The sequence below is a fragment of the Bacillus luti genome, from assembly GCF_009739945.1.
GTDB classification, from domain to species: domain Bacteria; phylum Bacillota; class Bacilli; order Bacillales; family Bacillaceae_G; genus Bacillus_A; species Bacillus_A luti.
The window spans coordinates 523,081-548,806 of record NZ_CP040336.1; the positions used below are offsets into that span (position 1 = coordinate 523,081).

Sequence of the window (25,726 nt, forward strand, 5' to 3'; positions counted from 1 at the left end):
ACTAGTTTAAAATCGAGCGTATAAAGGGGGAGTAAAATGAAGCGCATTTCAATTTTAATAGCGGATGATGAGGCAGAAATTGCTGATTTAATTGAGATACATTTAGAAAAAGAAGGGTACCACGTCGTGAAAGCAGCGGACGGGGAAGCGGCAATTCATATTATTGAAACGCAGCCAATCGACTTAGTGGTTTTAGATATTATGATGCCAAAAATGGATGGGTATGAAGTGACGCGCCAAATTCGCGCGAAGCACCATATGCCAATCATTTTCTTAAGTGCAAAAACGTCTGATTTTGATAAGGTGACAGGTCTTGTATTAGGTGCAGATGATTATATGACGAAGCCGTTCACGCCGATTGAATTAGTCGCGCGCGTAAATGCACAATTACGCCGATTTCTTACGTTAAATCAGCCGAAAGTAGCGGAGAATAAATCAGCTTTAGAGGTAGGTGGAGTCGTTATTGATCCGGAGCGAAGAACAGTAAATGTGTACGGAGAACAAGTTGAATTAACGCCGAAAGAGTTTGATATTTTATATTTATTAGCGAGTCATCCGAAGAAAGTATACAATGTGGAAAATATTTTTCAACACGTATGGGCAGATGATTATTATGAAGGCGGAAATACAGTAATGGTACATATCCGCACATTGCGTAAAAAACTTGGGGAAGATAAAAGAAAGGATAAATTAATAAAAACAGTGTGGGGAGTAGGGTATACTTTCAATGGCTAAACAAATGAGAAGTTTTCGCTCGAAGATGGTTATGCTATTTTCGTTAAGTATGATATTAGCTGCTGGCATAACATATTTCATTTATGAAGGATTAAGGATTTATTATAAATTAGTCGTTCGCTATGAGGATCCGTTAGCTCAATTTCGTTCCATGATAAGACAAATTGGGGATGTTAATTTCTTTTTAATTATTTTCATCCCTCTGTCCATTATGTTTTTCTTCTTCCTTACTAGGCCGTATTTAAAATATTTTGATGAGATTTCAAACGGAATTCATCATTTGGCGAAAGGAGATTTTACAAATCAAGTTCGCGTTTCATCAAATGATGAGTTTGGATATATTGCAAGTGAAATTAATGTAGCGAGTGAAAAATTAAAGGAAGCAGTAGAACGAGGAGACTTTGCGGAAAGTAGTAAGGACCAGCTTATTGTTAACTTAGCTCACGATTTAAGAACGCCGTTAACATCAGTGTTAGGATATTTAGATTTAATTCTTAAAGATGAAAATTTAACAAAAGAGCAAATTAAACACTTTTCCACAATTGCTTTTACGAAATCTGAAAGGCTGGAAAGTTTAATTGATGAATTATTTGAAATTACACGTATGAATTATGGCATGTTACAACTAAATAAAAAGCAGATTGATATAAGTGAGCTGCTTATACAGCTAGATGAGGAATTATATCCGCTATTAGAGAAACATCATTTAGAAGCTAGATTGAATATTGATCCGCATTTGCCGATTAACGGTGATGGAAAATTGTTAGCTAGAGTATTTGAAAACTTGTTAACAAATGCCGTTCGCTACGGGTATGATGGAAAGTTTGTTGATATGAACGGATATATTGAGAGTGAAGAGGTAGTCGTACAAATTATTAATTACGGAGATAGCATTCCAGAAGAAGATTTACCGTATCTTTTTGATATGTTTTATACAGGTGATAAGGCAAGATCAGAGCAGCAAGGTGGGACAGGCCTTGGGCTATTTATTGCGAAAAATATTGTTGAACAGCATGATGGGAAGATTTCTGCTGAAAGTAATGTGATTAGAACGATGTTTGAAGTGAGATTGCCAAAAGAAGAGAATGTAACAATTTAATAAAAATTTAAACTTTACCCCACTTTTTATTTTAATAGTTTTTTCTATTCTATACGTAAGTTACGTTAAGGAGGAACTAGAAATGAAAAAGTGGGTATTTATTTCTCTTTTTATAGCATGCACAATCTGTGTAGGTTTTTATATATCACCGTTATTTCAAAAAGAAATTGATGTGAAAATCGGTGGGGAAAATAGTACAGTAAAGAATGCAAATATGGAGCAGGTAGAGGTTACAAAAGAACAAATTTATAAAGGGGATCTATTATTAGTTAACAAAGATTACCCAGTAAAAAAAGATAGTATTAGGTCTGACATTATAAATGTAAATCACACCAGTGAATTAGTAAGAGGTTACGTAATATTTGATAGAAATCTTCGTTTATCAAAAGATGTTGTAAAAAAGTTTTTGAACGTTGTCGATGCGGCTGGAAAAGATGGCGTACAACACTTCTTAATGAATAGCGGGTATAGAGATTTTAAAGAGCAAAGTAAATTATATAAAGACATGGGATCTGATTATGCACTTCCAGCAGGATACAGTGAGCATAATTTAGGGTTATCACTGGACGTTGGATCTACGCAAAAGAAAATGGAGAAAGCGCCTGAAGGAAAATGGATTGAAGAGAACGTATGGAAGCACGGATTTGTGTTACGCTACCCGAAAAATAAAAGTAACATTACAGGCATTCAATATGAGCCGTGGCACATTCGTTATGTCGGCCTACCTCATAGTGCGATTATGCAAAAAAAGAAAATTACGTTAGAGGAATACTTAGACTTCTTAAAAGAGAAAAAAGAAATCACAACCGATGTGGAAGGTAAGAAATATACGGTTTCTTATTATAAAGTTTCCGGGAACATGAAAGTGGATGTTCCGGTTAATAAGCAGTATGAAATTTCGGGGAACAATATGGACGGGGTTATTGTGACGGTTCAGGAATAGGGAAAGAGGTTGTTCCGTTTCGGAGCAGCATCTTTTTATCCCGCTTTAACCGGCAGTAAGCTCCCCCCTCAAAATTCAGCGGAAGCAAAGAAGTTAGGTGGGGGGGCAACTGTCCATAAAAGTCCGATTGGTGAGGGCTGATTAAAGTTTCACTTTATTTACTCTTAAACATTATAACGTTATATTTACTTCTCTCTTTTTTTGTGCTACTCTAAATATGTGAAAGAGATAAATAAAAATGAAACTTTAATGTAAGCGTATTCTTATGGCTTCTTATAGAAAAGGGTGGAAATACAATGACAGAACGATTCGTACTACGTAATGTGAAACGTGTGAACGGGGAAGAGATTGACATTGTAATTGAAAATAATAAAATCGCACAGGTGACGAAAGCTGGTGCTGGCGAGGGTGGAACAGTTCTTGATTACTCAGGTACTTACGTATCGAGTGGCTGGATTGATTTGCACGTTCATGCTTTTCCAGAGTTTGATCCGTATGGCGATGAGGTCGATGAAATTGGCGTTAAGCAAGGGGTAACGACAATTGTTGATGCGGGTAGTTGCGGTGCTGATCGCATTGCAGATTTAGTAAAAAGTAGAGAGCAGGCAAAAACGAATTTATTTGCCTTTTTAAATATTTCTCGCATCGGTTTGAAACGAATTGATGAATTATCCAATATGGAATGGATAGATAAAGAGAAAGTAATAGAAGCAGTAGAAAAATATAAAGATGTAATCGTTGGGTTAAAGGCGAGAATGAGTAAAAGTGTCGTTTGTGATAGTGGAATTGAACCGCTGCATGTAGCGCGCTCTTTATCCCGTGAAACATCATTGCCAATTATGGTACATATCGGTTCAGCACCTCCTCGCATTGAGGAAGTTGTACCGCTTTTAGAAAAAGATGATGTCATTACACATTACTTAAACGGGAAAGAAAATAATTTATTTGATGAAGAAGGCAAACCGCTACCTGTGTTACTAGATGCAGTGAAACGTGGTGTTCATTTAGATGTTGGTCACGGTAATGCTAGTTTTTCTTTTAAAGTAGCAGAAGCAGCGAAGCGTCATGATATTGCTTTTAATACAATTAGTACAGATATTTACCGGAAGAATCGTATACACGGTCCAGTGTATAGTATGGCTCACGTTCTTTCGAAATTCCTTTACTTAGGGTATCCGCTAGAAGAAGTAATTGATGCGGTTACGAAAAATGCGGCAGAGTGGCTGAAAAAACCAGAGCTTGGTCGTATTCAGGAAGGCGATATTGCAAACTTGACTTTATTTACGGTGAAAGATGAGAAGGTTACGTTAATTGATTCAGAAGGGGATCAACGTATTGCTGAAAGAAGAATTGATACGAAAGGGGTTGTAATCAATGGTTCATTCATTGAATGCTAAGTACGGATTAAAAAGAGTGATTAATGCGAGCGGTAGAATGAGTATTTTAGGTGTATCCGCTCCGACAGATACAGTTATGGATGCGATGAAACATGGTGGACAAAATTATGTGGAAATTGCTGATTTAGTAGATAAAGCAGGAGACCATATTGCGAGAATTCTAGATTCAGAGGCAGCGGTCGTTGTGAATTCAGCATCGAGCGGAATTGCGCTTTCTATCGCTGGTATCGTTACAGAAGGAAATCGCCGTAAAAGTGAAAGACTTCATCAAGAGGTCATCGCGAAAAACGAAGTGATTATGTTAAAAGGTCATAACGTGCAATACGGTGCTCCTGTTGAAACGATGATCTATTTAGGCGGAGGAAAACTCGTAGAAGTTGGTTATGCCAATGAAGGGAAAGCAGAGCATATTGAAGATGCGATTGGTGAAAATACAGCAGCAATTCTATATGTAAAATCCCATCATGCTGTGCAAAAAAATATGATTTCTGTTGAAGAAGCATGGGAAGTCGCGCAGCGAAATAATGTACCACTTATTGTCGATGCGGCAGCTGAAGAAGATATTCAAAAATATGTGAAGTATTCAGATCTTGCGATTTATAGTGGTTCAAAGGCGATTGAAGGGCCTACTTCTGGTATTGTTGGCGGGAAACGAAAATACATCGAGTGGCTGAAAGTACAATTACATTGCATTGGAAGAAGTATGAAAGTTGGGAAAGAGACGACTTTCGGTTTACTTCAAGCGCTTGATGAGTACGGAGTAAAAGAAGATAAGAGTGAGCAAGAAAAAGAGCTATTACAAGTACTTATGCCGCTAAAAGAATTAAACGGTGTAAATGTAACGATCGTTCAAGATGAAGCAGGAAGAGCGATCTTTAGAGCACGTATTCACATTAACGAGAACGAGTTAAATAAATCAGCAAAAGACGTTGTAACTGCATTACGTGAAGGGGAAATCGCAATTTACACACGTGATTACGGAGTAAGACAAGGATTCTTTGATATCGATCCACGTCCACTTCAAGGTGATGACATACATGTAATTGAAGAAAAAATGAGAGAAATTGTAGGGGGAAACTAAAATGACAAACATTCAAAAACGTTTTTATAAAGGCCGCGTAGCATTAAACGTATTAGCGAACAATATCGAGAATGCGAAAGACATTTTTGAAGCAGCAGAGGGTTATGTAGTAGTAGGAGTGTTATCAAAAGACTATCCAACAGTAGAAGAAGCTGTTACAGCGATGAAAGCATACGGAAAAGAAATTGATGACGCTGTATCAATCGGATTAGGAGCAGGAGATAATCGCCAAGCGGCAGTTGTAGCTGAAATTGCGAAGCATTACCCTGGTAGCCATATTAACCAAGTATTCCCTTCAGTTGGAGCGACACGTGCAAATCTTGATGGAAAAGATAGTTGGATTAATAGTTTAGTATCGCCAACAGGAAAAGTAGGGTACGTAAACATTTCTACTGGTCCAATTAGTGCGGCTGGAGAAGAAAAAGCAATCGTTCCAATTAAAACAGCGATCGCACTTGTACGTGATATGGGCGGAAATTCATTGAAATACTTCCCAATGAAAGGTTTAGCTCATGAAGAAGAATATCGTGCAGTTGCGAAAGCTTGTGCAGAAGAAGGATTCGCATTAGAGCCAACAGGCGGAATTGATAAAGAAAACTTCGAAACAATTGTACGCATTGCGCTTGAAGCAAACGTAGAGCAAGTTATTCCGCACGTGTACTCTTCTATTATTGATAAAGAAACTGGCAATACGAAAACAGAAGATGTCCGTGAATTACTAGCGGTAGTGAAGAAGTTAGTTGATCAATATGCGTAAGAAAATTGCAGCATTTGGCGAAGTAATGATGCGCCTGCAAGTACCGGGATATGAATTGTTATCGCAAGCTAACACATTAAATTATTCATTTTCTGGTACAGGTGTGAACGTTGCAGCAGCACTTTCTCATCTAGGGCATGAAGGGTTTCTTATTTCAACTTTACCAGAAAACTCGGTTGGAGATGCTGCGGTATCGCACATTCAGAAATTAGGTATTCGCCCTTCGTTCATTTCACGAGGCGGAAAATATGTCGGTATGTACTTTTTAGAAAATGGATTTGGAGCACGTGCAAGCCGCGTTACATATTCGAATCGATTAGAAAGTAGCTTTAATACGGCGTCTGAAGAAATGTATCAATTTGAAGAAATCGCTAAGGAAATTGATATCGTTCATTTTTGCGGGATTACACTTGCGATGAATGATACTGTGCGTCATCATATGAAATCTTTAGCGAAAGCAGTTAAAGAAAACGGAGGCACTGTCGTTTTTGATTGCAATTATCGTCCCTCACTTTGGGGAGAAGATGGATATGAACAGGCGAAACCGCATTATGAAGAAATGCTTAGTCTTGCTGATATCGTTATGATGAATGAAAAAGATGCAATGTTCGTTCTTGGAATGAAAACAGAAGAGACAGAGCGAGAGGCTCAACTTGTTGACCTTATTCCACAAGTGGCTGAAGCATATCATATCACTACAATTGCTGGTACACATCGCTCTATTAATAGCGATAATACACATTCACTTCGCGGATTTATATGTAAAGATGGTGCGTTCACTTTTGCAAAAACACTTACGTTTTCTGTATATGATAGAATAGGTGCTGGAGATGCTTATACGAGCGGGATTATTCATGGCGAGATAGAAGAGTTTGCACCAGAGAAAGCTGTTTCATTTGCGTCAGCAGCTGGAATGCTTGCACATACAATCGTCGGTGATACGCCAATGTCATCAGAGAAGGATATACTTCGGGCAATGACGGCATCAGTAGGTGATGTAGAAAGGTAGTGGGTGTAACGGTGAACGTAACGAGGAAAAAAGGACCATTATATTTACAAATAAAAAACATTATTCGTGATCGAATATTGCATGGTATATATGCCATTCATACGAATATTCCTTCCGAGCCGCAATTAGAGGAAGAGTTCAAAGTGAGCAAAATTACAGTGCGTAATGCGATTAAAGAACTTGCTCAAGAAGGATATTTGGAAAAGAAAAGCGGTAAAGGAACGAAAGTGATCCGTAATACTTCGGCGACAAAACTGTCAAAGGGTAAGAAGTTTACTGAAGTGTTAGTGGAAGAAGGATATAAAGTACAAAAGAAATTGCTAAAGGCAGAAATCGTTCAGAATGAAGAAGGAACAGTGCCATTTCGATTATTCGGGAAAGAGAGTTTTCGTATTGAGCGCTTATATACGTTAAATGATGCGCCGTACATTCATTATACGCACTATTTCTCAGCGAAAATGGCAAGTACAGATTTATCGGACTTTGACTTGCAATCGCTTTACGATTTAGTTGAGGACCGAGGTATACATTTAGAAAACTTCAGAGATGAATTTGCAGTTGGACTTGCGCCTAGTTTCGTTGCAAAATCGTTAGGTGAAAAAGAAGGAATGGCGTTATTAAAACGTATGCGCTACTCCTACGATGAAGTTGGCGAAGTAATTGAATATAGCGAAGGCTACTACAATACAGAAATGCAGCATTATGTAGTGAATTATGACGTATAAAAAAGAGGGTATTCGCCCTCTTTTTTTATAAAGTAAGGGGTAACTAACTGTTATGATTTATTTAACCAATTATAACGAAAGTTAATTAAATATATCAGTAAGCCCTGCTAGTCAAGTGATTGGCTAGTAGTGAGGGTTAACTGCGGGCAATCCCTAAAGCTGATTGAACTACAACGTGGCTAGAAATGGCGAGCGTGAATGTTGCGAAAGCAGAAAAAATCAATCAGATCGTGCAAGGTTAAACCCTAAACACTAGAACAATGGGTCTTCCGCCTCGAATCATCTAAGTCAAAAGTGATAAGATGAACGTTCAACGACTATCTCGTATAACTGACGAGAGTACATCACAAGCCTATGGTGATGGAAAAATCCTCTATCTCTAAAGAGATAAACATATAGTCTGCGCTCATGTGAAAACATGAGAAGTTCATAAGAGAACTGGCTAAGGAATTGCGCCCTTAGTTGAACGAGATAAATATAATTAAATCTATTAAACCTCATTGAATGCATCAAACGTATGTGCTATGTTAGATTCAATGAGGTAAGAATAATAATGAAATTTTTACGAGTTAGTCAAGTATCAGAATTAACAGGTTTGCATCCGAGTAGTCTCAGGAGAATGCTGGTGGAACACGCTACGATTCAGAAGAACAAATCTTTCATTAAAGGAGTTACATTCTGATGATATTGGCGAAGAAAGTTAGACTGATTCCAACGCCTGAACAAGAAAAAGTGCTTAGAAACCATGCTGGTGCTGCAAGATTCGCTTATAACTATTGTAAAAGAATGAGTGATAGATACTATAAGCTATTTGGAAAATCTGTTTCACAGTTAGCTTTACAGAAACGATTTACAAAGATCAAGAAGCGAAAGAGATATGAGTGGTTAAAAGACATTAATGCACAAGTTCCCAAACAGGCTTCAAAAGATTTTGATACGGCGAGAAAACATTCGTTCAAAAAGTACAAAAATGGGTATCACACTTCTTATAAATCCAAAAAAGATGTAATCCAAGGATTTTATGCCAATTATGAAAGACTGGCTATAGGAAAGAAAGTCGTTCATATTCAGTCTATTGGAGAAGTGAAAACAAGCCAACAACTACCAAGAAATAAAAAACCATCCAATCCAAGAGTTACATTTGATGGTCGTCACTGGTGGATTAGTGTGGGGTTCCAAGAAGACTTTGAATCACAAGAACTAACCAATGAGTCAATCGGTGTGGATGTTGGTTTAAAAGAGCTGTTTGTAGCTTCTAATGGTACGAAAGAACGAAATATAAACAAAGACGCCAAGGTTAAAAAACTTTTGAAAAGGAAAAAGTCAGCGCAAAGAGATATGTCTAGGAGAGTTAAAAAAGGTGTGAAAATTCAATCTGCTGGATATGAAAAAGCGAAAGCGGAGCACCTGCGGTTATCTAGGAAAATTATGAATATCCGAAATAACCATATCCATCAAGCAACAGCTAAATTGGTGAAAACCAAACCAATGAGGATTGTTGTGGAAGACTTATCTATCTCAAACCTGTTAAAAAACAAAAAACTATCGAAAGCATTTTCATTTCAAAAATTAAACTTCTTCTTTCAATGTTTATCATACAAGTGCGAGAAGTATGGCATTGCGTATGTAAAAGCTGATAAATGGTTCGCCTCAAGCAAGGTTTGTTCATGTTGCGGAGTTAAATACGACCACTCAGTTCAACCAGAAGGACAGTGGAGTTTAAAGATTCGTGAATGGCGTTGTGCTTCATGCAATAGCTATCACGATAGGGATGTAAATGCTGCGATAAATTTATCAAGATGGGTAAAATAAATGCTTGATAATAGGAGGTAACGATACTGCCTCGTGTGGAGTGTTATACCCCTCGTCCCTTTGGGGCTGCGAGAACACGATGAAGCACTAACTTGTATAAATTTGATTGAATTGTATAGATTTAGTTAAGTTTATCGTATCGGAATGAGAGATGGATATATACTTATTAATCGTCACGTTACTTGCAATTGCAATTGTTATTTTAGGGGTATCATGGTGGAAATGGCATGCATTTATTAGTTTAACAGTTGCTAGTTTGTTTTTAGCTATTATGTCTGGACTGAATTTAACGAAAATAGTGGCTGCCTATGAAACTGGTGTTGGTAGTGTACTAGGGCATTTAGTTGGTATTTTAGCACTCGGGACAATTTTAGGGAAAATGATGTCTGACTCAGGCGCAGGCATGCAAGTTGCAGATTTCTTTATTCGATTTTTCGGTGTGAAGAAACTACCTTGGGCAATGTTATTTGCAGGGTTTGTTATAGGGATTCCAGTCTTTTTTGAAGTAGGGATCGTCATTTTATTACCACTCGTTATTTCAATTCGAAAAACGACGAAACAAAACATATTATTAATTGCGTTACCTGTTATTGCTGGATTATCTATTGTACATGGGCTAGTGCCTCCGCATCCAGGTGCGATGACTGCAATTGGTATTTATAATGCGAATTTAGGGAAGGTATTATTGTATTCATTAATAATTGCATTACCAACCGCTATTATTGCAGGACCATTATTTGCAAAGTGGGTACATAAGAGGGTTATACCTGAAAATGAGCCGGAGCTTATTCGAGTTACGACTGTATCAACTGATTTACCGAGCCGTAAAGTTTCGTTTTTTATTATTTTACTGCCGGTCGTTTTAATGATTTTATCAGTAGTTGCACCGTATATTTCATTATCAGTTAAAATGACAGAATTTTTAATTTTTGTAGGAAGTCCAGTAATCGCTTTACTCATTTCATGTTTCGCGGCATTCTATTTACTTGGAATGAGACAAGGTATTAATAAAAAGATGATTAAAAAATTAACAGATGAAAGTTTATTACCTGTAGGTTCTATTATTTTAATAATTGGTGCAGGTGGTGGGTTTAAACAAATATTAATTGAAAGCGGCGTTGGAACGGCGATTGCGCAAATGGCAGAACATATATCGTTATCACCAATCGTACTTGCTTTCATGGTAGCTGGTTTAATTCGAATCGCGACTGGATCAGCGACAGTAGCATTAACGACAGCGGCAGGAATTGTTTCACCGGTTATTCAGCACATGTCTGGCGTGAATTTAGAGCTACTCGTTATTGCAACCGGAGCAGGTTCATTAATGTTTTCTCACGTAAATGATGCTGGGTTCTGGCTTGTAAAAGAGTATTTAGGTTTGACAGTGAAGGAAACGTTTAAAACGTGGACGGTGCTGGAGACATTGTTATCATTTATTGCATTCGGTTTTGCCCTTTTGTTGAATATGTTTCTTTAGGGGATTCAAAAGTGAAGGAGCAATCTTCATATTTATAGATTTTGAAGTTTCGTATATAACTATACGAATATGCGGGATGAAACAATTTTTTTGTAAAAAGAAAAGGTCTATCCATAAGTCGATTTCACTGACTTATGGATAGACCTCTTTTTTATAGTTGCTCTTTCTGTCGTTCTATTACTTAATAGAACGAATATACTGATCTTCTCCTTCGTCTTTGACAAAGACCCCTAGTTCATTTAAATCTTTACGTAAATGCTTCTTTTTTTTCGAGTTTCCTTCCCGAATTGCATTTCGTCTTTTATATAAAATCGCATTTACACTTTTACTAAGTCGCTCATCTTCTAATTTCCATAGACTATATTCTTGCTTATAAGGATCTTGCTCTACCCATGGGAAGTCATGTAGTAAGAAAGTATCTTTAATTTTATTTGGGCTAATATCAGAAGTTTCACGTAACCATTCTCGGTCCTCTTGATCAATGACCACCACTTGACGATTCTCTACAAAAACGACTTTTACATTCGCCTTTGTAATTTGTTTTTCTTGATCATCTTTACTCATATGAATACTTTCTGAATTGATCTTCATCTTTAAAGCGTCACTATAAATAATTAAAGAAAATAAAATTCCTGCAATAGCGCCAATTAACATGAGGATAATTGGAAGCCAGAAAGGGTTAATAGAATGTAAAAGTTCTATAATTTTCGAATCAGAAAAAAGAGGAATTCCTTTTATAATTTCTATTAATTTAGGTGAAAAATATCCGATGATGCCTAAAAGGATTGGGCTTACTATCGTAAGTAGCTTTTCTAAAAAGCCTAATCCAATGACAGACGTATTTTTCATGTGTAGTTCATCCTTTCTTGATATATTTTTATTTTCAAGATCATGACATGTTTAAACAGTAAGTTTCTTTACCATTTTTATGAGCTCATCTGAGTAAATTTCTATAGATATAGATGAATTCGCTTGTAGCATTCTTTCTTCAATTGCTCCTAAAATAAACGAAGCTAATGTGTCAGTTTGAAAAGAATTAGAAAACGTACCATTTTGTTGACCAGTCTTCAAAATATCCAATAACATCGTTCTAAGAGCGTCATCTTCTTCGTCTTCGATTCTGTAATAAGGGATATTCTCTTCATTTCTCGCATTAAAGACAATCTCAATTAAGGCAATATTATTTTTATAATGAGTTTCTTGATAGGCCAAATGCGCTTCAATAAAAGCCTCTAGTTTTTTTATTTCAGATTGGGCTAATAGTACCCGATTACTAATAAATTCATGTTGTTTGTTAACTAAAAACTGTAATGTACGATTCATAAGATAAAGCTTATCGTTAAAATGATAAGAAATCAGTCCAGTGCTAATCTTAGCCTTTTTTGCTACCTTCGTTAAGCTTAAGTTGTTATATCCCACTTCTTCTAATGTATCGATACATGCAAGAATAATTTGTTCACGTCTAGCCTCTGCAATAAAAGAATCAGTCATGCTTTTCAACTCCTGATTTATACAATTTGAATAATCAATCAAAAAATTGATTGGTCGTTCAATTAATTTTAGTAAGAAATTAAGAGTATGTCAAATGCTTTATGCTTACGTTTTGATAAGGCCGATCCTCTGTTTAAAGAAGCTTGCTTACCTAAAACAAGCCCGTTTTTAGGTAAGCCAAGCTTCCTATTCGCCCTGAAAACATAATATAAATGGAATCCCCTCATTTAGAACAAGAGGAACTTGTTATGAATGATACTAAAGGAGGAATAGAGTAATGAGCGAAAAGTGTGAACACAGACATGATGATTGTAACCGTAGACATGGTTGCGGAGGCGGTTTTGCGCTTCTAATCGTATTGTTTATTTTATTAATTATCATCGGTGCTAGCTGCTTCGGCGGAGGCGGCGGTTGTGGCTATGGTGGTTATGGCGGTTACGCAGGCGGCTATGGTGGATATTGCTGCTAATTAAAAACTATTGAAAATGGCCTTGTGCGATACGCACAAGGCCATTTTATTCATATTTTTATATGCTGTGATAATTTATTGATGTAGAGAGAACGGATTAAGAAGAAGAAAATGATCTCGATAATCCCGAACAATGTAAGTATAATGATTAATTCTTTTAATAAAGAGAAAGCAAACATGCTTTGTAAAAACTGAATCGCAAATATTGTATGAATACCAGCAACGATATAAGGAATGAAAAATAATATTCCTAATTGAATCGTTGCAGAACGAAACATTTCCGATTCTGTTAGGCCGAGTTTTGTAATCGTAATGTATTTTTGTTTTTCAATCGTTAAGTCATTATACATACGGAAGTATAAAACACTAGCTGCCCCGATAAAGAACATAAAGCCAAGAAATGTCCAAATAAAGAAAGTAGCAATTGAATTGCCTTTACTGTAGTTTAGATCCACCGCAGCTGTATCAATATCAAACGGGGGAGAAGGAGCCAGTTCGGTATCTTTATATGCCTCATAGAAGGTATCTCTATCCTTCTTAATATGTTTTAACATATTTTTCGTCGGAACAACTGCATCTTCCCAATTCTCAACGAAGTAGTTATACACTATGGTCGTTTCAATATGAGGAATCATATTATCAAATACATAATCTTGTACAACAATTACATGTGGGAATGTAAAGGCTGGCAAGATCCCTTTATTAATAAATCCTTTAATATGAAATTCCTTTTTATTTGATCCGAGTGTAATTGTATTTTGTTTTGCAAATGGATTTGATACAAGATTTACGAGTTCTGGCGAGAACCGAGAAATAATATAAACTTGTGTAGAATCAAGGGCTATTTCCGGCCTCTTTAACTGTTTCGCAAGGGTATTATAGTCACTCATTTTCATAAGAGTAATGTTTTCTTTTAAAGCGGTATCTTGTAATACTGTAAACTTATGCTTATTGTATTGAAAATTAGCCTTTGTAAGCTCCGTTTCAATTGTAGCAATGTGCTTTTGTTCCAATTGATTTTCACCTTTGGACGTATACGTGAAGGGGAAAGGATATCGTTCTAATATTGCTGCTTTCGTATTATTATTAGCAGCAAATAAACCGATAATAATTGTAAATGCAAGTGCAGACAACATAGAAACGATAAAGAGCACATTAATATTACTACGTGTACGGCTAGCTAAATCTGAAATCCATAACATGTTTATTTGTTTCATATAAAATTTTCTTCGCTTTTTTAAGATAAAGATAAAGAGGAGAAACGTCTGTGAAAAGAATAAATATGTTCCGACTATTACGAGCGGTAAAATAGATAACATGATAAGGTATACAGATCCATTTCGGGCGTTTTTTTCTGTTACGTAGCCTTGCGGATAACCAGCGATATAATAGCACAGCCCTAAACAAATTAAGGCAAACAATGAAATGAATATAGATGGCCTTTTTTCGTCTTTTTTATTTTTATTATTTTTAATTAATCGTGTTGTTTTCCGAGTACGAATGAACATCGGTGTAAACGTAGAAACGATGAAAAATAAAATAATAAACGTTACGGTTGTAACGATAATTGCTTCTGTTGGCCAATATAAATAGAGGCCTTTAGCATTTGTTAATTTAGAAGTAACGAGTAAGAAAAAATTAGAAAATACAAGCCCACCTTGAATACCAGCAAAGATAGCTAGTAGTCCAATAATCATATTCTCAGTAAACAAAAGACGTTTTAATTGTTTTTGGGATATACCGAGAACAGTTAAAATGCCAAATTGTTGTTTCCGTACATTTAAAAATGTCCCGATAGAATATAAGAGAAAGAAGAACGAGAACAAAACGATAACAAACTGTGCCATGCCAGCTAAGTTCATGAGCGGATCTTGTTCTTGTAATTTATTCATAATTTGTAAGCGTGGATGATACGCGTATACAGTGAATGAAAAGAAAACCATGATAGAAAACGCACTACTTACAAAATAAGCGAAATATGCTTTCGAATTACGCGAGACATTTTTAAATGCAAATTGCCAAAATGTCATCCACGTCTTCCTCCTAGTAATGCTAGGACATCTAATATTTCTTGATAAAATTTCTCACGGTACAATCCGCGGTGCAGTTCATTGTAAAGCTCGCCATCTTTAATGAAAATAACACGGTTACAATAACTTGCTGCAAATGGATCGTGCGTAACCATCAAAATCGTTGCATCTTCTTCTTTATTTAACTTCGTAAATAACTCCATTACATCGATAGCTGCTTTTGAGTCCAAGTTTCCTGTCGGTTCATCAGCTAGTAAAAGAGACGGATGATGAATAACAGCACGTGCTACTGCGGTACGCTGTGCTTGTCCTCCAGAAACTTCAAAAATACGTTTGTCCAAAATATGATCAATTCCAAGTTTTTTTGAAATGTTATCAAGCTTTTCGTCCATTTCTTTTAATGGAACATTATCTAATGTTAAAGGTAGTACGATATTTTCGCCGATTGTTAGTGTATCTAGTAGGTTAAAGTTTTGGAAAACAAACCCTAACTCTTGTCGGCGGAAAATAGCTAACTTCTCTCGACGAAATGTGTGCGGTTTTTTTCCGTTAATAACGACATCACCAGAAGTAGGAGAATCAATTGTAGAAATAACGTTTAAAAACGTAGATTTACCGCTACCAGATGGCCCCATGATAGCAACGAATTCACCTTTATCTACGTGTAAATTTATATTTTTTAAAGCGGTATGAGGGACCTTTCCCTCATACACTTTTGAGACGTTTTTAATGTGTAATACTTCTTCCATAGTAATCACCTTTCTATCATTTAAAACTTAATGTGTTGTGATAATTTTTGCATATAAAAGGAACGAATTAAAAGGAAAAATAAAATTTCAACTGTTCCAAAAATCATAAGTACGACTGTAATTTCAGCGAAGAACGAGAGATGTAATATTTCTTGTAGCATCTTTGTCGCAAACATCGTATGGATCGATGCCATAATGTAAGGGACGAAGAATAAAATAGCGAGTTGAATAGTAGCAGATTGTTTCATCTCATCTTCTGTTAAGCCGATTTTCGTAATCGTTATATACTTTTCTTGCTCAGTTGTTAAATCTGTATACATGCGGAAATAAAGAACACTGCCCGCACCGATAAAGAAAATAACACCAAGGAAAGTACCAATTAAGAAGAATGAAGCGACATTTTGTTTGGTTTTGTATAGAGAGTCACTTGCTTCACTGGCATGGAACGGTGGGTGCTCTGCTTGAATCGCTGCATTGTCGTTATCGATTTTTGTTATAAATGCTGAACCGATATTATGTGCTTTTTCCCAATCGTAAACTTTAAAGCTATATACACTCATCTGTTTTGAAACAGTGGATAATGCTTCTACATTTTCATCAGATAGTATGAGTAATTGGTATATTAAGCTATTTGGGAATGGGTTATAACTTTTATATTCTTTCACCTGTAGTTGTAAATTGTTTTGAGTAAGTGTAAGAGTATTTTTCTTTTCGTTATTTTGAAGTGTTCCAAAGACTTGATCATCTAAGTCTTTCATAAGAATATAAGATTCATTCTTATTCACCGTGAGAGTTTCCCAATTTAATGCCTTAGCAAGTGTATGATAGTCACTTTGTTTAATGGCATAGTAGAGCTGTGAGTTATCTTCAGCTGAAGATACTTCATATATATCCGTTTTAAATTTTGTATAAGTAAAGTGCTCTTCATTAAATTTTTGTTCTAACCAGTTTAAATGTTCGTTAGCCAACGTATTTTCAGTATGTGATAAATATGTAAACGGGAAAGGGTTTTGCCTAATTTCATCAAACTTTGTAAATTTCCCGAATCCATATAAGAATGTAATCATTGTAAAAGCGAGCGTTGATAGCATTGCGACTATAAACAACATATTAATATTTGTTCGAATGCGCGTTGCTAAATCAGAAATCCAAAGCATGTTAATTCGTTTCATATAAAACTTTCTTCTTGTCTTTAATATACGAATGAGTAAAAAACTAATCTGTGAAAAGAAAAAATATGTTCCAGCTGCAACGAGTGATGGAATGACAAATATACTAGAGACGGCGTACAAAAGTCCAATTACAGTTCCAAATGACATGAAATATAATGGATTTGCTGCTAATACGTATCCAGATATTAAACATAGCGCACCAAATAAAGAAATAAGCACGGATGCTTTTCGCTCTTTATGTTGTTTCCCTTCTTTTAAAAGTCGTACAGCTTTTCTCGTGCGGATCAGCATTGGTGTAAAAGAAGATACGAGAATAAAGAGACCGAGAAAGATTACAGTTGTTAAAATAATAGCGCCTGTAGGCCAATATAAATATAGACCAGGTACATGTGTAATTTTTGCGGTAACTAATAAAAAGAACTGTGAAAAAACAAGTCCGAGTTGTATGCCAAAAAATATAGAAAGAATACCGATTAACATGTTTTCTAAAAAGACGAGTCTTTTTAATTGTTTTTGGGATATGCCAAGTACTGTTAATATCCCGAATTGTTTTTTTCGTACTTTTAAAAACGTACCAATTGAATAGAGTAAAAAGAAAAATGAAAAGAACACAATGACAACTTCTGAAATTGTCATTAATATGTTCAAAGCATAATTTACGTCTGTCATGTGCAATTTCGGATGAAATAAATAAACTGCAAATGAGAAAAAAATGGCGATGGAAAACGCACTGCTTACAAAATAGGCGAAATAAGCTCTGGCGTTCCGTGTGACGTTTTTAAATGCAAACTGCCAAAATGTCATTGCGCCTGAACCTCCTAGTAGGGTGAAGATGAAAAGAGTATAAGAAATACCCTTTTCATCAAATTTGTTTTAAATACTTTGTCCACTCGTGTACTGTGATAATTTTTGCATATAAAGCGAACGAATGAATAAGAAAAATACGATTTCAACGACTCCAAAAATAATAAGAACAGCTGCAACTTCAGTAAATAACGATAAACCGATGATATCTTGTAGCATTTTCGTTGCAAACATTGTATGAATGGATGCCATAATGTAAGGAACGAAGAATAAAATACTAAGTTGAATGGTTGCAGATCGTTTCATCTCTTTATCTGTCACACCGATCTTAGAAATCGTTATATATTTCTCTTGTTCGTTCGTCAAATCTGTATACATTCTAAAGTAAAGAACGCTACCTGCTCCAATAAAGAAAATGACTCCTAAAAATGTCCCGATTAGGAAGTACGCGGCACTACCAGATGTTATTTTGTATAACGACCCTGCCGATTCAAAGTAGCGAATGAGAGGCCCTTCATATTGAAAATTATCTCGATCTTTTTGTACTTTTTTTATAAAATTATCAGCAATTTCATATGTCTGTTCCCAGTTTTGAATTTTGAAATTGTATGCTGATATATGCTTTACTGTGTTAGGTAAGTTGTTCACGATAATATCAGGCAAAACTATCGTTTGATATGAAAATTCAGATGGAATTGCATTGACATGCTCATAGCCTTTTACTTTTAATTTTGTATTTGTACTAGAGAGTGTAATGTAATCTCTTTTGTAGCTTTGCTCAAATTCGTTGAATATAGTGAAATAAGATGTCCCCGTTAAAACATATGCTTCGTTATCCTCCACGAATAGTTGTTTCATACGTAAAGAATCAGCGAGTTTGTTATAGTCACTTTGCTTAATTGCGTATACGTCATTATAAATAGCTATATCTTTATCTTCATTTAGTGGTGTTTCATATATATCAGCTTTTATTTTGTCATAAGGGAAATGTTCTTTTTGTAATTGTTGCTCAAGCCAATTTAAATGCTCTGTAACAAAAGGATTCGCATCATACGAAAAATAAGAAATTGGGAAAGGAGAAGTTCTATTAACCTCTAGCTTAATAAATTTCCCGAATCCATATAAGAACGTAATCATTGTGAAAGCAATTGTAGATAGCATTGCCACAATAAAAAGCATATTAATATTCGTTCGAATACGGCTTGCTAAATCTGAGATCCAAAGCATATTAATTCGTTTCATATAAAACTTTCTTCTCGTTTTTAAAATGTAAATAAGTAAAAAACTAATTTGTGAAAAGAAAAAATATGTTCCGATTGTAACAAGCATTGGGATAACGAAAATACTTGAAACCATATATATAACACCTATTTGCGGGCTTATTGATACGAAATATTTAGGATTTCCAGCTAAAGCATACCCACCAAATAAACAAATCGCACCAAATAAAGAAATGAGTATGGACGGTTTTTTTTCTTTTTGTTTTCCCACATTTGTTTTTAAAAGGCGTACCGCTTTTTTTGTACGGATAAGCATTGGTGTGAATGTAGATACAATGATAAAAAGACTAAGGAAGACAATGGTTGTTAAAATAAACGCGTTAATAGGCAAGTATAAATATATGCCTGGTACGTGCGTAATTTTTGCTGTGACTAATAAGAAAAATTGCGAAAAGACAAGTCCAAACTGCATGCCAAAAAAGATAGATAAAATACCGATTAACATATTTTCCATAAAAACGAGACGATGTAATTGTTTTCTCGATATTCCTAAAACGGTTAAAACGCCGAATTGTTTTTTTCGAACTTTTAAAAAGGTACCAATGGAATATAGTAAAAAGAAGAAAGAGAAAAATACAATTACTACTTCTGAAAATATCATTAATCCTGAAATTTCAGAGAACATGCCAAAGCTTTGTAATTTCGGATGAAATAAGTAAACAGCAAACGAAAAGAAAACAGCAATGGAAAAGGAGCTGCTTACGAAATAAGCAAAATAAGCTCTGGAATTACGTGTTACATTTTTAAAGGCAAACTGCCAAAATGTCATAATACGTACCTCCCGCTAGAAGGAAAATATGTAGTTTTATTGCAAAAAATGTATGAGAGTAAGTTCTCATACATTTTGCTAGCATATGTTACGATCATGCCTCGGTCACCTTCTCCGCAGTTTCTGCTTGATTATTTGCAGCGTTGTGGAAGATGATTTTAATCGTCGTTCCTTTACCGACTTCAGAATCTAGTTTGACAGAGTGACCTAAATAATCACAAATTTTACTTACAATATAAAGTCCCATACCAGTAGACTCTCCGAATGTACGACCATTTTTTCCAGTGTAAAATGGTTCAAATACTCTTCGAATATCTTCTTGCGGAATACCTACGCCTTCATCACGAACTTCTAAAATAATATCTTTTCCGTTTCGATAAGCAGATAAGAACACTTTCTTTCCGCGCTCACCAGAGTAACGAACAGCATTTGTCATTAACTGATAGATGATAAATTTTAGCCATTTCGCATCAGAAGCAACCTTTAAATCAGAATGAACTTCTAAAACAGGGAAGACCCCGTTTCGAATAAATAGTTCTTTTAGACCGTTAATGTTTTTTGTTACAGTATCTTTTAATGAAATCGTCTCGACATGGAAGTCTTCATGGAAGTTATTTAATCTTGCCATATATAAAGCCATATCAAGCCCTTGGTTTAGACGTTCTAATTCCTTTTTAAATTTCGGAATTAAATGCTCGTCTTCCATTTCTAGCACCATAAGCTGCATAACAGAAACGGGTGTCTTCATTTGATGCACCCAGTGGTTAATGAATAATTGATGTTCTTGTTGTTTCACTTCATACGATTGTAGTTCTTTTTGGAAGAGACGATACTGCGTGCGCACGAGTTCATTTACACCGTGAGGCATTGGAGCGGTCGCTCTTTCAATAAATGCATCTTCCATTTTTTCTGGTTGCTCACTTAATCTATGATACATTCTACGATTGCGAACGTAACGGTAAGCGAGGAAACAGATGAATAAATATAAGCTTAAAACGACGAAGTAAAATTTATTATTTTGAAATCCATCTACTGCATCATAGAGAACGAAAATGATACCGAAGTTTAATACGTACAGTAGAAAAAATGCAAAATGATCACGTAAAAATAGCTTCATGCTTATTCACTCCAAGTTGCGTTAAAACGATATCCAAGTCCACGTACTGTTTCAATAGAGTTCTCAATACCAAGCTCATTGAACTTTTTGCGAAGACGCGTAATGTTTACGTTTAATGTATTTTCCTCAACGAAACTTTCGTCATCCCATAGAGCAGCTAATAAATCTTCACGGCTCGCCGTACGAGGGAATTTAGATAATAACATTTCTGCTAAAATTGCTTCTTTCTTCGTTAAAAGAACTTGCTCAGATCCAAAATGAATTTCTGGACGTTCTGGGAATAGTTTTAAACCTTCTACTTCAACGATACGTTCAGAAATATTTGGTGCATAATCACCGTAAATACGGCGTAATTGTCCTTTAATTTTCGCCATTACAACGTCATAGTGGAACGGTTTTGTAATATAATCATCCGCGCCGCTTTCAATCGCCATAATTTGTTCCATTTCACCAGCACGAGCTGAAATGAAAATAATAGGACAAGTAGATTCATGACGAATTTGACGGCACCAGTAGAACCCATCGAATTTCGGTAAGTTTACATCAAGTAAAACAAGATGTGGCTTTACAGCGTTAAACGATTCCATAATATCATCGAAGTTCTCTGCAACAACAGCTTCATAGCCATATTTTTGAATGTGAGATTGTAGTAATGATGAAATATTTGGATCGTCTTCAACGATTAAAATTTTATACATATGTATATTCCTCCTAAAAAAACAATTGTAGCTATAGTGTATCATGTGTTTCAAGTCTTTTCATTATGTTGAAAGATAAGCTAGTAAACAGTATAGGTTAAAAATGAGAAAAGTAAAAAGTATTATAGGAATAATTCAATATATTTTCCTTTTAAATATATGAATGGATAAAAGTATTATATTTTTTTATGAAATTTGGAACTTTATTTTGCTTACCGTCCAATATATAGTGAGAACATCGTTAAGGAGGGGGCACTACTTGGCAAGTAATGAAGATATACATATCTGGATAGAACGCTTATTAAAAGGTGATGAGGAGGCTTTTGAATTTATATTTAACTTAACAAGTCAGAGAATCTATGAAACCGTCTTTGCTATAGTTAAAAATCGGCATGATACAAATGAAATCGTAAATGAAATCTACTTTCAACTTTGGAAATCTATTTCAACATATGATCAATCTAGACCGTTTCTATTTTGGTTGAATGGAATTGTTTACAAACAGATTAGTCAATGGAGAAAACACATATGGAAGAGGATGCGCTTATTTGAAAAACAACAACTAAGTGATGATCCTGTTGTAGAAGTTCCAGAAAAAGTATTATTAAGAAAAGAAACAGAAGAGCAGTTATTAACAGTGATACAAGAACTACCATTTAAGTTTAGAGTAGTGATCGTTTATCGCTTTTATCACGATTACACATATGAAGAAATTGCAGAACTATTACAAATTCCTATAGGCACAGTAAGATCTAGAATTCACAGAGCGTTAGAAAAAATTCGGAATCAATCTAGTATAGAAATAGATGAGGAGGAATCTAATTCAAATGTCGTTTTCAAATGAATGTAAAAAAGCAATGAAACAAGAGGTCCCAAAAGAGGTTAAAGAGCGCGCTTATCAATCCTTTAGTCAAATGTATAAAAAAGATAATAAAAAGAAAAAGAAAAAGAAAAAGAAAAAGAAATTATTAATAGCAGGTTTAATAGCGGCTGTCATTATACCGACGAGTACAATGGCATTAAACAATTCTTATTTTGCAAAGCCAGAGGTAAAGTTAAATGAAATGATTGGTGAAGAAGTTAAAAAGGATGCTGCGAATGGAAAGTCCATACAGTTAAACGAAAAAGTAGTAGATAATGGTATTACTCTTCATGTAAAAGAAATATTAATTCAAGATGCTAAAATACTTGTTTATTATCGATTTGAACAGCAAGATGGATCGCTTGTTCCTTATAAATTTAATACAACTGGACTTGAGATTACAAACGATGGTAAAGAAGACGGGAAACAAATAGAGAGCCCGCATTATAAAAATAAGAAATTTAATGCTGTCCAATATTTGCATTTTCTTAGTAACACTCATATGGATAATTTTCAAAAAGATCGTATTGGTAATCCGGATGCAATAGAGAATAGTACATTTTATTTAACGAATCAAGCGGGAGAAAGTTTTGACACGGTGTTAGCTGCTCATGATAAACCAGAAGGAGTAATGGTTTTTGAACCGTTAGAAGGTGAAAGATTTCCAGACTTCTTATCTGTAAATATTAATATTAACAGAATTGGAGGAACGGAAGGAACTTGGACAACGAAAATCCCAGTGGATATGGCGCATAAAACTGTCCAAAAGGACTCTACAAAGAACGAATAATTTCTTACTTATATGTAATAGAATCCATACTAGGTGTGTGAAAGCGTGATTAGTTATTGGTTAGATGAATTCGGAACGATAGTAGGTATGTCCTTTATTATAAGCTTGATAATCTTTTCGATTTCTTCGTTTGTTAATAAAATAATAAAGTTTAAATAAAAACAGCTCTTCCTTTATATTAGAAGAGCTGTTTTATTTTTTTACCCTCCGTAATCTTTAGATTTTACTCAATATAGTAATTGAAGTAGGGCAGGAGCGGAAAAATAAAAAAGGCTGTATATATAATTGACAATTAACTGAAATCATTTTAACATTTAGATAAATATCTAAATGTCTAATTATCGAAAGGAAGAAAGACATTGAATCAAGCATTCAAAGCATTAGCAGACCCAACAAGGCGAAAAATTTTAGACTTATTAAAAGAAGGTGATTTAACCGCTGGTGAAATCGCTGAACATTTCAATATGACAAAACCAAGTATTTCACACCATTTAAATGCACTTAAAAATGCTGAACTTATTCAAGATGAGAAGAAAGGGCAATTCGTTGTGTACTCTTTAAACACAACGGTCTTTCAAGATTTGTTGACTTGGGTGTTTACGTTTACGAATAAGGGGGAGGAAGGGAAATGAGGAAGCATATATTTCCGTTATTATTAATCGCTTTAACGATTATTGCATGGTGCGCTGCATGGCCTTATTTACCGGGAGAGGTTCCGAGTCATTGGAACATTGATGGCGAAGTAAATGGGCATATGTCAAAAATGGGAATGATGATTTTTGATATAGCAATTATGGTTTTTATATATGCATTAGTAACTGTATTGCCTAAGATAGATCCAAGGTATGAGAACTATAAAAAATTTCCTAAAGCACTTGGAAGGATTAATGGAGCAATTTTATTTTTCTTATTTACTATTAATATGATGACACTAGCAAATGCTTTAGGGTATAACGTTCCAATTGGAATTGCTGTGAACATAATGGTAGGTATCCTTTTTGTAGTACTCGGTAATTATATGCAGCAATGTAAACCGAACTTCTTCATGGGAATTAAAACACCGTGGACGTTAAGTAGTGAGGAAGTGTGGAGAAAAACACATCGGTTAGGATCAAAGATTATGACGATTGGCGGTATTGTAATCATAATTTCCTCATTTCTACCGGGAATGTGGAAAATGATTAGTTTGTTAAGTGTTACTGCTGTATTGGTTGTTGGTACGATGGTGTATTCGTATGTTGCTTATAAAAAAGAACTAAAAATGTAAACAAAGCTGCTTTTCCTTTCATGGAAAAGCAGCTTTATTTTTATCATTTCTTCAAAACTGGTATCCAAATTTCACTCTTGAAGTTTGGTGATGTTACATCTTTCTGTTCATTCCACAATATTTCCGGCCCTTCTGCTAGTTCATAGTTCGAAGAAGGGAACCATTCGGAATAAATACGTCCCCATACATTTTGCAATGCATCAGGAAATGGACCGACAGCTTCAAATATAGCCCAAGTTGAAGCTGCAACTTCCAGTTGGGCGAATTGCTCTGGACAATCTTTCGCTGTGGCTACTCCAATGTAGTGATCGAGTTCGCCTTTCTCCTCCATTCTTCCTTCAGAAAAATTAGTAGAGGCACTAATGATTCCGTTTGGTTCCACATTTGAAAGCATCTTTAATGTTTGAATAGACTCTGGGTTTAAACTTTTCCACATAGAAGCAATTTCTTCATTTACACCGTTAAATACAATCGGTACGCGTTTTGTAATACCTATAATTCGAAATGGTTCTTTTTCTTCAATTCGATAGTTCATTTCATTTCCTCCTTGAATCGATAACTGGAAGGTCATTGGTGAATAAGCTTTCAAAGAATGACTACTATTTCGGGTCTCTGAAGGTGTTATGCCGTGCAAGTTTTGAAAGGCACGAGAGAATGAATCTGATGAGTTGTACCCATATTTGATAGCGACATCAATGACTTTTACATTGCTGTTTTGTAGTTCAAAGGCAGCAAGAGTAAGACGTCTACAACGAATATATTCTGATAGTGATATGCCAGCTAGAAATGAAAACATCCTTTTAAAGTGATATTCAGAGCAAAGAGCTAGCTTCGCAACTTCTTTAAAATTAATTTCATTTGTTAGGTTGTTTTCAATATAGCGCATTGCAGCATTCATATGTTTAAGTGAATCCATATGATGACCTCCTCTGTACATAGAATAGCAAGAACGAAATAGCCCCATCCGACATTTCGTGCACAACTTTGTAGGTAGTTTTTTCACCTTACAAAATTGTAATGTTCCTGTAAGGAGAATGAATGGATGGCATGATATCCCAATGTTATAGTAACAAAGTACTTTGATTCATTATGTTAACTTTTTGATGTCTTTACTTATGTGCCTTACATAACTGTCATGTTTGTGTAAGAAACATCGATAGTGGCAAGAGTAGAGAGTGTATATAGTTGAAGAT

The 25,726-nt window shown here is 35.2% G+C and carries 24 protein-coding genes; 15 read left to right on the forward strand and 9 right to left on the reverse strand.

The window, feature by feature from the left end:
* The first annotated feature begins 36 nt into the window (after nt 1–36).
* The 10 genes from EUC40_RS02715 to gntP all read left to right on the forward strand — a co-directional run bounded on the left by EUC40_RS02715 (nt 37) and on the right by gntP (nt 11,035).
* Nucleotides 37–735 (forward strand): response regulator transcription factor, encoded by a 699-nt coding sequence (locus EUC40_RS02715; protein ID WP_156573531.1) that lies wholly within the window; start codon nt 37–39, stop codon nt 733–735.
* Complete coding sequence (locus tag EUC40_RS02720) at nt 728–1,834, forward strand: sensor histidine kinase (protein ID WP_156573533.1); 1,107 nt, start codon at nt 728–730, stop codon at nt 1,832–1,834. Before EUC40_RS02715 ends, EUC40_RS02720 begins: the two co-directional genes overlap by 8 nt.
* An 82-nt stretch (nt 1,835–1,916) precedes the next feature.
* Nucleotides 1,917–2,777, forward strand: a complete 861-nt coding sequence (locus tag EUC40_RS02725) for a M15 family metallopeptidase (protein WP_156573535.1) — start codon at nt 1,917–1,919, stop codon at nt 2,775–2,777.
* Nucleotides 2,778–3,073: 296 nt separating this feature from the next.
* Entirely contained in the window at nt 3,074–4,174 is a 1,101-nt protein-coding gene (locus EUC40_RS02730) for an amidohydrolase/deacetylase family metallohydrolase (protein WP_156573537.1), read from the forward strand.
* Complete coding sequence (locus EUC40_RS02735) at nt 4,152–5,255, forward strand: DgaE family pyridoxal phosphate-dependent ammonia lyase (protein WP_156573539.1); 1,104 nt, start codon at nt 4,152–4,154, stop codon at nt 5,253–5,255. The genes EUC40_RS02730 and EUC40_RS02735 overlap by 23 nt, the downstream gene beginning before the upstream one ends.
* A gap of 1 nt (nt 5,256) precedes the next feature.
* Nucleotides 5,257–6,012 carry a 2-dehydro-3-deoxy-phosphogluconate aldolase gene (gene dagF, locus EUC40_RS02740; protein ID WP_156573541.1) on the forward strand — a complete coding sequence of 252 codons (756 nt, stop codon included), beginning with the start codon at nt 5,257–5,259 and terminating at the stop codon, nt 6,010–6,012.
* Nucleotides 6,005–7,021 carry a sugar kinase gene (locus tag EUC40_RS02745; RefSeq protein ID WP_156573543.1) on the forward strand — a complete coding sequence of 339 codons (1,017 nt, stop codon included), beginning with the start codon at nt 6,005–6,007 and terminating at the stop codon, nt 7,019–7,021. Before dagF ends, EUC40_RS02745 begins: the two co-directional genes overlap by 8 nt.
* The gene (locus EUC40_RS02750) at nt 7,021–7,746 is read left to right on the forward strand and encodes a GntR family transcriptional regulator (RefSeq protein ID WP_156573545.1); all 726 of its coding nucleotides are present in this window, start codon (nt 7,021–7,023) and stop codon (nt 7,744–7,746) included. Before EUC40_RS02745 ends, EUC40_RS02750 begins: the two co-directional genes overlap by 1 nt.
* A gap of 681 nt (nt 7,747–8,427) precedes the next feature.
* Entirely contained in the window at nt 8,428–9,558 is a 1,131-nt protein-coding gene (locus EUC40_RS02755; protein ID WP_156573547.1) for an RNA-guided endonuclease InsQ/TnpB family protein, read from the forward strand.
* A 151-nt stretch (nt 9,559–9,709) separates the two neighbouring features.
* Complete coding sequence (gene gntP / locus EUC40_RS02760; RefSeq protein ID WP_156573550.1) at nt 9,710–11,035, forward strand: gluconate permease GntP; 1,326 nt, start codon at nt 9,710–9,712, stop codon at nt 11,033–11,035.
* Nucleotides 11,036–11,212: 177 nt separating this feature from the next.
* Here gntP and EUC40_RS02765 read toward each other — a convergent pair whose 3' ends face one another.
* Together EUC40_RS02765 and EUC40_RS02770 are read right to left on the reverse strand one after the other, a co-directional pair.
* The gene (locus EUC40_RS02765; RefSeq protein ID WP_156573552.1) at nt 11,213–11,884 is read right to left on the reverse strand and encodes a YqeB family protein; all 672 of its coding nucleotides are present in this window, start codon (nt 11,882–11,884) and stop codon (nt 11,213–11,215) included.
* A 51-nt stretch (nt 11,885–11,935) separates the two neighbouring features.
* Nucleotides 11,936–12,526 (reverse strand): TetR/AcrR family transcriptional regulator, encoded by a 591-nt coding sequence (locus EUC40_RS02770; RefSeq protein WP_156573554.1) that lies wholly within the window; start codon nt 12,524–12,526, stop codon nt 11,936–11,938.
* A gap of 277 nt (nt 12,527–12,803) precedes the next feature.
* On the opposite strand from EUC40_RS02770, the gene EUC40_RS02775 reads away from it, so the two are divergent.
* On the forward strand, nt 12,804–12,995 hold the full coding sequence (locus EUC40_RS02775) for a YjcZ family sporulation protein (RefSeq protein ID WP_001290392.1): 192 nt from the start codon (nt 12,804–12,806) through the stop codon (nt 12,993–12,995).
* Nucleotides 12,996–13,045: 50 nt separating this feature from the next.
* Here EUC40_RS02775 and EUC40_RS02780 read toward each other — a convergent pair whose 3' ends face one another.
* The 6 genes from EUC40_RS02780 to EUC40_RS02805 all read right to left on the reverse strand — a co-directional run bounded on the left by EUC40_RS02780 (nt 13,046) and on the right by EUC40_RS02805 (nt 21,614).
* Nucleotides 13,046–15,025: an FtsX-like permease family protein gene (locus EUC40_RS02780; RefSeq protein WP_156573556.1), complete on the reverse strand. Its 1,980-nt coding sequence runs from the start codon at nt 15,023–15,025 to the stop codon at nt 13,046–13,048.
* Complete coding sequence (locus EUC40_RS02785) at nt 15,022–15,774, reverse strand: ABC transporter ATP-binding protein (protein WP_000393250.1); 753 nt, start codon at nt 15,772–15,774, stop codon at nt 15,022–15,024. Before EUC40_RS02785 ends, EUC40_RS02780 begins: the two co-directional genes overlap by 4 nt.
* A 20-nt stretch (nt 15,775–15,794) precedes the next feature.
* Nucleotides 15,795–17,750: an FtsX-like permease family protein gene (locus EUC40_RS02790; protein WP_156573558.1), complete on the reverse strand. Its 1,956-nt coding sequence runs from the start codon at nt 17,748–17,750 to the stop codon at nt 15,795–15,797.
* 69 nt (nt 17,751–17,819) lie between these two features.
* Nucleotides 17,820–19,799, reverse strand: coding sequence for an FtsX-like permease family protein (locus EUC40_RS02795; protein ID WP_156573560.1), 1,980 nt, complete (start codon nt 19,797–19,799; stop codon nt 17,820–17,822).
* Nucleotides 19,800–19,893: 94 nt separating this feature from the next.
* Nucleotides 19,894–20,916 (reverse strand): sensor histidine kinase, encoded by a 1,023-nt coding sequence (locus tag EUC40_RS02800; protein ID WP_156573562.1) that lies wholly within the window; start codon nt 20,914–20,916, stop codon nt 19,894–19,896.
* 2 nt (nt 20,917–20,918) lie between these two features.
* Complete coding sequence (locus EUC40_RS02805) at nt 20,919–21,614, reverse strand: response regulator transcription factor (RefSeq protein WP_000276738.1); 696 nt, start codon at nt 21,612–21,614, stop codon at nt 20,919–20,921.
* A 259-nt stretch (nt 21,615–21,873) separates the two neighbouring features.
* On the opposite strand from EUC40_RS02805, the gene EUC40_RS02810 reads away from it, so the two are divergent.
* The 4 genes from EUC40_RS02810 to EUC40_RS02825 all read left to right on the forward strand — a co-directional run bounded on the left by EUC40_RS02810 (nt 21,874) and on the right by EUC40_RS02825 (nt 24,533).
* Nucleotides 21,874–22,458: a sigma-70 family RNA polymerase sigma factor gene (locus tag EUC40_RS02810; RefSeq protein WP_156573564.1), complete on the forward strand. Its 585-nt coding sequence runs from the start codon at nt 21,874–21,876 to the stop codon at nt 22,456–22,458.
* Complete coding sequence (locus EUC40_RS02815; protein ID WP_156573566.1) at nt 22,442–23,266, forward strand: DUF4179 domain-containing protein; 825 nt, start codon at nt 22,442–22,444, stop codon at nt 23,264–23,266. The genes EUC40_RS02810 and EUC40_RS02815 overlap by 17 nt, the downstream gene beginning before the upstream one ends.
* Before the next feature lie 359 nt (nt 23,267–23,625).
* Nucleotides 23,626–23,898 (forward strand): autorepressor SdpR family transcription factor, encoded by a 273-nt coding sequence (locus EUC40_RS02820; RefSeq protein WP_001070526.1) that lies wholly within the window; start codon nt 23,626–23,628, stop codon nt 23,896–23,898.
* Nucleotides 23,895–24,533 (forward strand): SdpI family protein, encoded by a 639-nt coding sequence (locus tag EUC40_RS02825; protein ID WP_156573568.1) that lies wholly within the window; start codon nt 23,895–23,897, stop codon nt 24,531–24,533. The genes EUC40_RS02820 and EUC40_RS02825 overlap by 4 nt, the downstream gene beginning before the upstream one ends.
* Nucleotides 24,534–24,576: 43 nt before the next feature.
* Here the strand turns inward: EUC40_RS02825 and EUC40_RS02830 are convergent, their stop codons facing one another.
* Entirely contained in the window at nt 24,577–25,449 is an 873-nt protein-coding gene (locus EUC40_RS02830) for an AraC family transcriptional regulator (RefSeq protein WP_156573570.1), read from the reverse strand.
* Nucleotides 25,450–25,726 lie beyond the last annotated feature (277 nt).

Excerpts from the sequence above, each read along its gene's own strand:
- EUC40_RS02735 (WP_156573539.1), top strand. The coding sequence starts at position 4,152 with ATGGTTCATTCATTGAATGCTAAGTACGGATTAAAAAGAGTGATTAAT.
- EUC40_RS02795 (WP_156573560.1), bottom strand. The coding sequence starts at position 19,799 with ATGACATTTTGGCAGTTTGCCTTTAAAAATGTAACACGTAATTCCAGA.
- EUC40_RS02785 (WP_000393250.1), bottom strand. The coding sequence starts at position 15,774 with ATGGAAGAAGTATTACACATTAAAAACGTCTCAAAAGTGTATGAGGGA.
- gntP (WP_156573550.1), top strand. The coding sequence starts at position 9,710 with ATGGATATATACTTATTAATCGTCACGTTACTTGCAATTGCAATTGTT.
- EUC40_RS02800 (WP_156573562.1), bottom strand. The coding sequence starts at position 20,916 with ATGAAGCTATTTTTACGTGATCATTTTGCATTTTTTCTACTGTACGTA.
- EUC40_RS02830 (WP_156573570.1), bottom strand. The coding sequence starts at position 25,449 with ATGGATTCACTTAAACATATGAATGCTGCAATGCGCTATATTGAAAAC.
- EUC40_RS02770 (WP_156573554.1), bottom strand. The coding sequence starts at position 12,526 with ATGACTGATTCTTTTATTGCAGAGGCTAGACGTGAACAAATTATTCTT.
- dagF (WP_156573541.1), top strand. The coding sequence starts at position 5,257 with ATGACAAACATTCAAAAACGTTTTTATAAAGGCCGCGTAGCATTAAAC.
- EUC40_RS02730 (WP_156573537.1), top strand. The coding sequence starts at position 3,074 with ATGACAGAACGATTCGTACTACGTAATGTGAAACGTGTGAACGGGGAA.
- EUC40_RS02715 (WP_156573531.1), top strand. The coding sequence starts at position 37 with ATGAAGCGCATTTCAATTTTAATAGCGGATGATGAGGCAGAAATTGCT.
- EUC40_RS02825 (WP_156573568.1), top strand. The coding sequence starts at position 23,895 with ATGAGGAAGCATATATTTCCGTTATTATTAATCGCTTTAACGATTATT.
- EUC40_RS02805 (WP_000276738.1), bottom strand. The coding sequence starts at position 21,614 with ATGTATAAAATTTTAATCGTTGAAGACGATCCAAATATTTCATCATTA.
- EUC40_RS02745 (WP_156573543.1), top strand. The coding sequence starts at position 6,005 with ATGCGTAAGAAAATTGCAGCATTTGGCGAAGTAATGATGCGCCTGCAA.
- EUC40_RS02815 (WP_156573566.1), top strand. The coding sequence starts at position 22,442 with ATGTCGTTTTCAAATGAATGTAAAAAAGCAATGAAACAAGAGGTCCCA.
- EUC40_RS02755 (WP_156573547.1), top strand. The coding sequence starts at position 8,428 with ATGATATTGGCGAAGAAAGTTAGACTGATTCCAACGCCTGAACAAGAA.
- EUC40_RS02725 (WP_156573535.1), top strand. The coding sequence starts at position 1,917 with ATGAAAAAGTGGGTATTTATTTCTCTTTTTATAGCATGCACAATCTGT.
- EUC40_RS02765 (WP_156573552.1), bottom strand. The coding sequence starts at position 11,884 with ATGAAAAATACGTCTGTCATTGGATTAGGCTTTTTAGAAAAGCTACTT.
- EUC40_RS02790 (WP_156573558.1), bottom strand. The coding sequence starts at position 17,750 with ATGACATTTTGGCAGTTTGCATTTAAAAACGTCACACGGAACGCCAGA.
- EUC40_RS02775 (WP_001290392.1), top strand. The coding sequence starts at position 12,804 with ATGAGCGAAAAGTGTGAACACAGACATGATGATTGTAACCGTAGACAT.
- EUC40_RS02720 (WP_156573533.1), top strand. The coding sequence starts at position 728 with ATGGCTAAACAAATGAGAAGTTTTCGCTCGAAGATGGTTATGCTATTT.
- EUC40_RS02780 (WP_156573556.1), bottom strand. The coding sequence starts at position 15,025 with ATGACATTTTGGCAATTTGCATTTAAAAATGTCTCGCGTAATTCGAAA.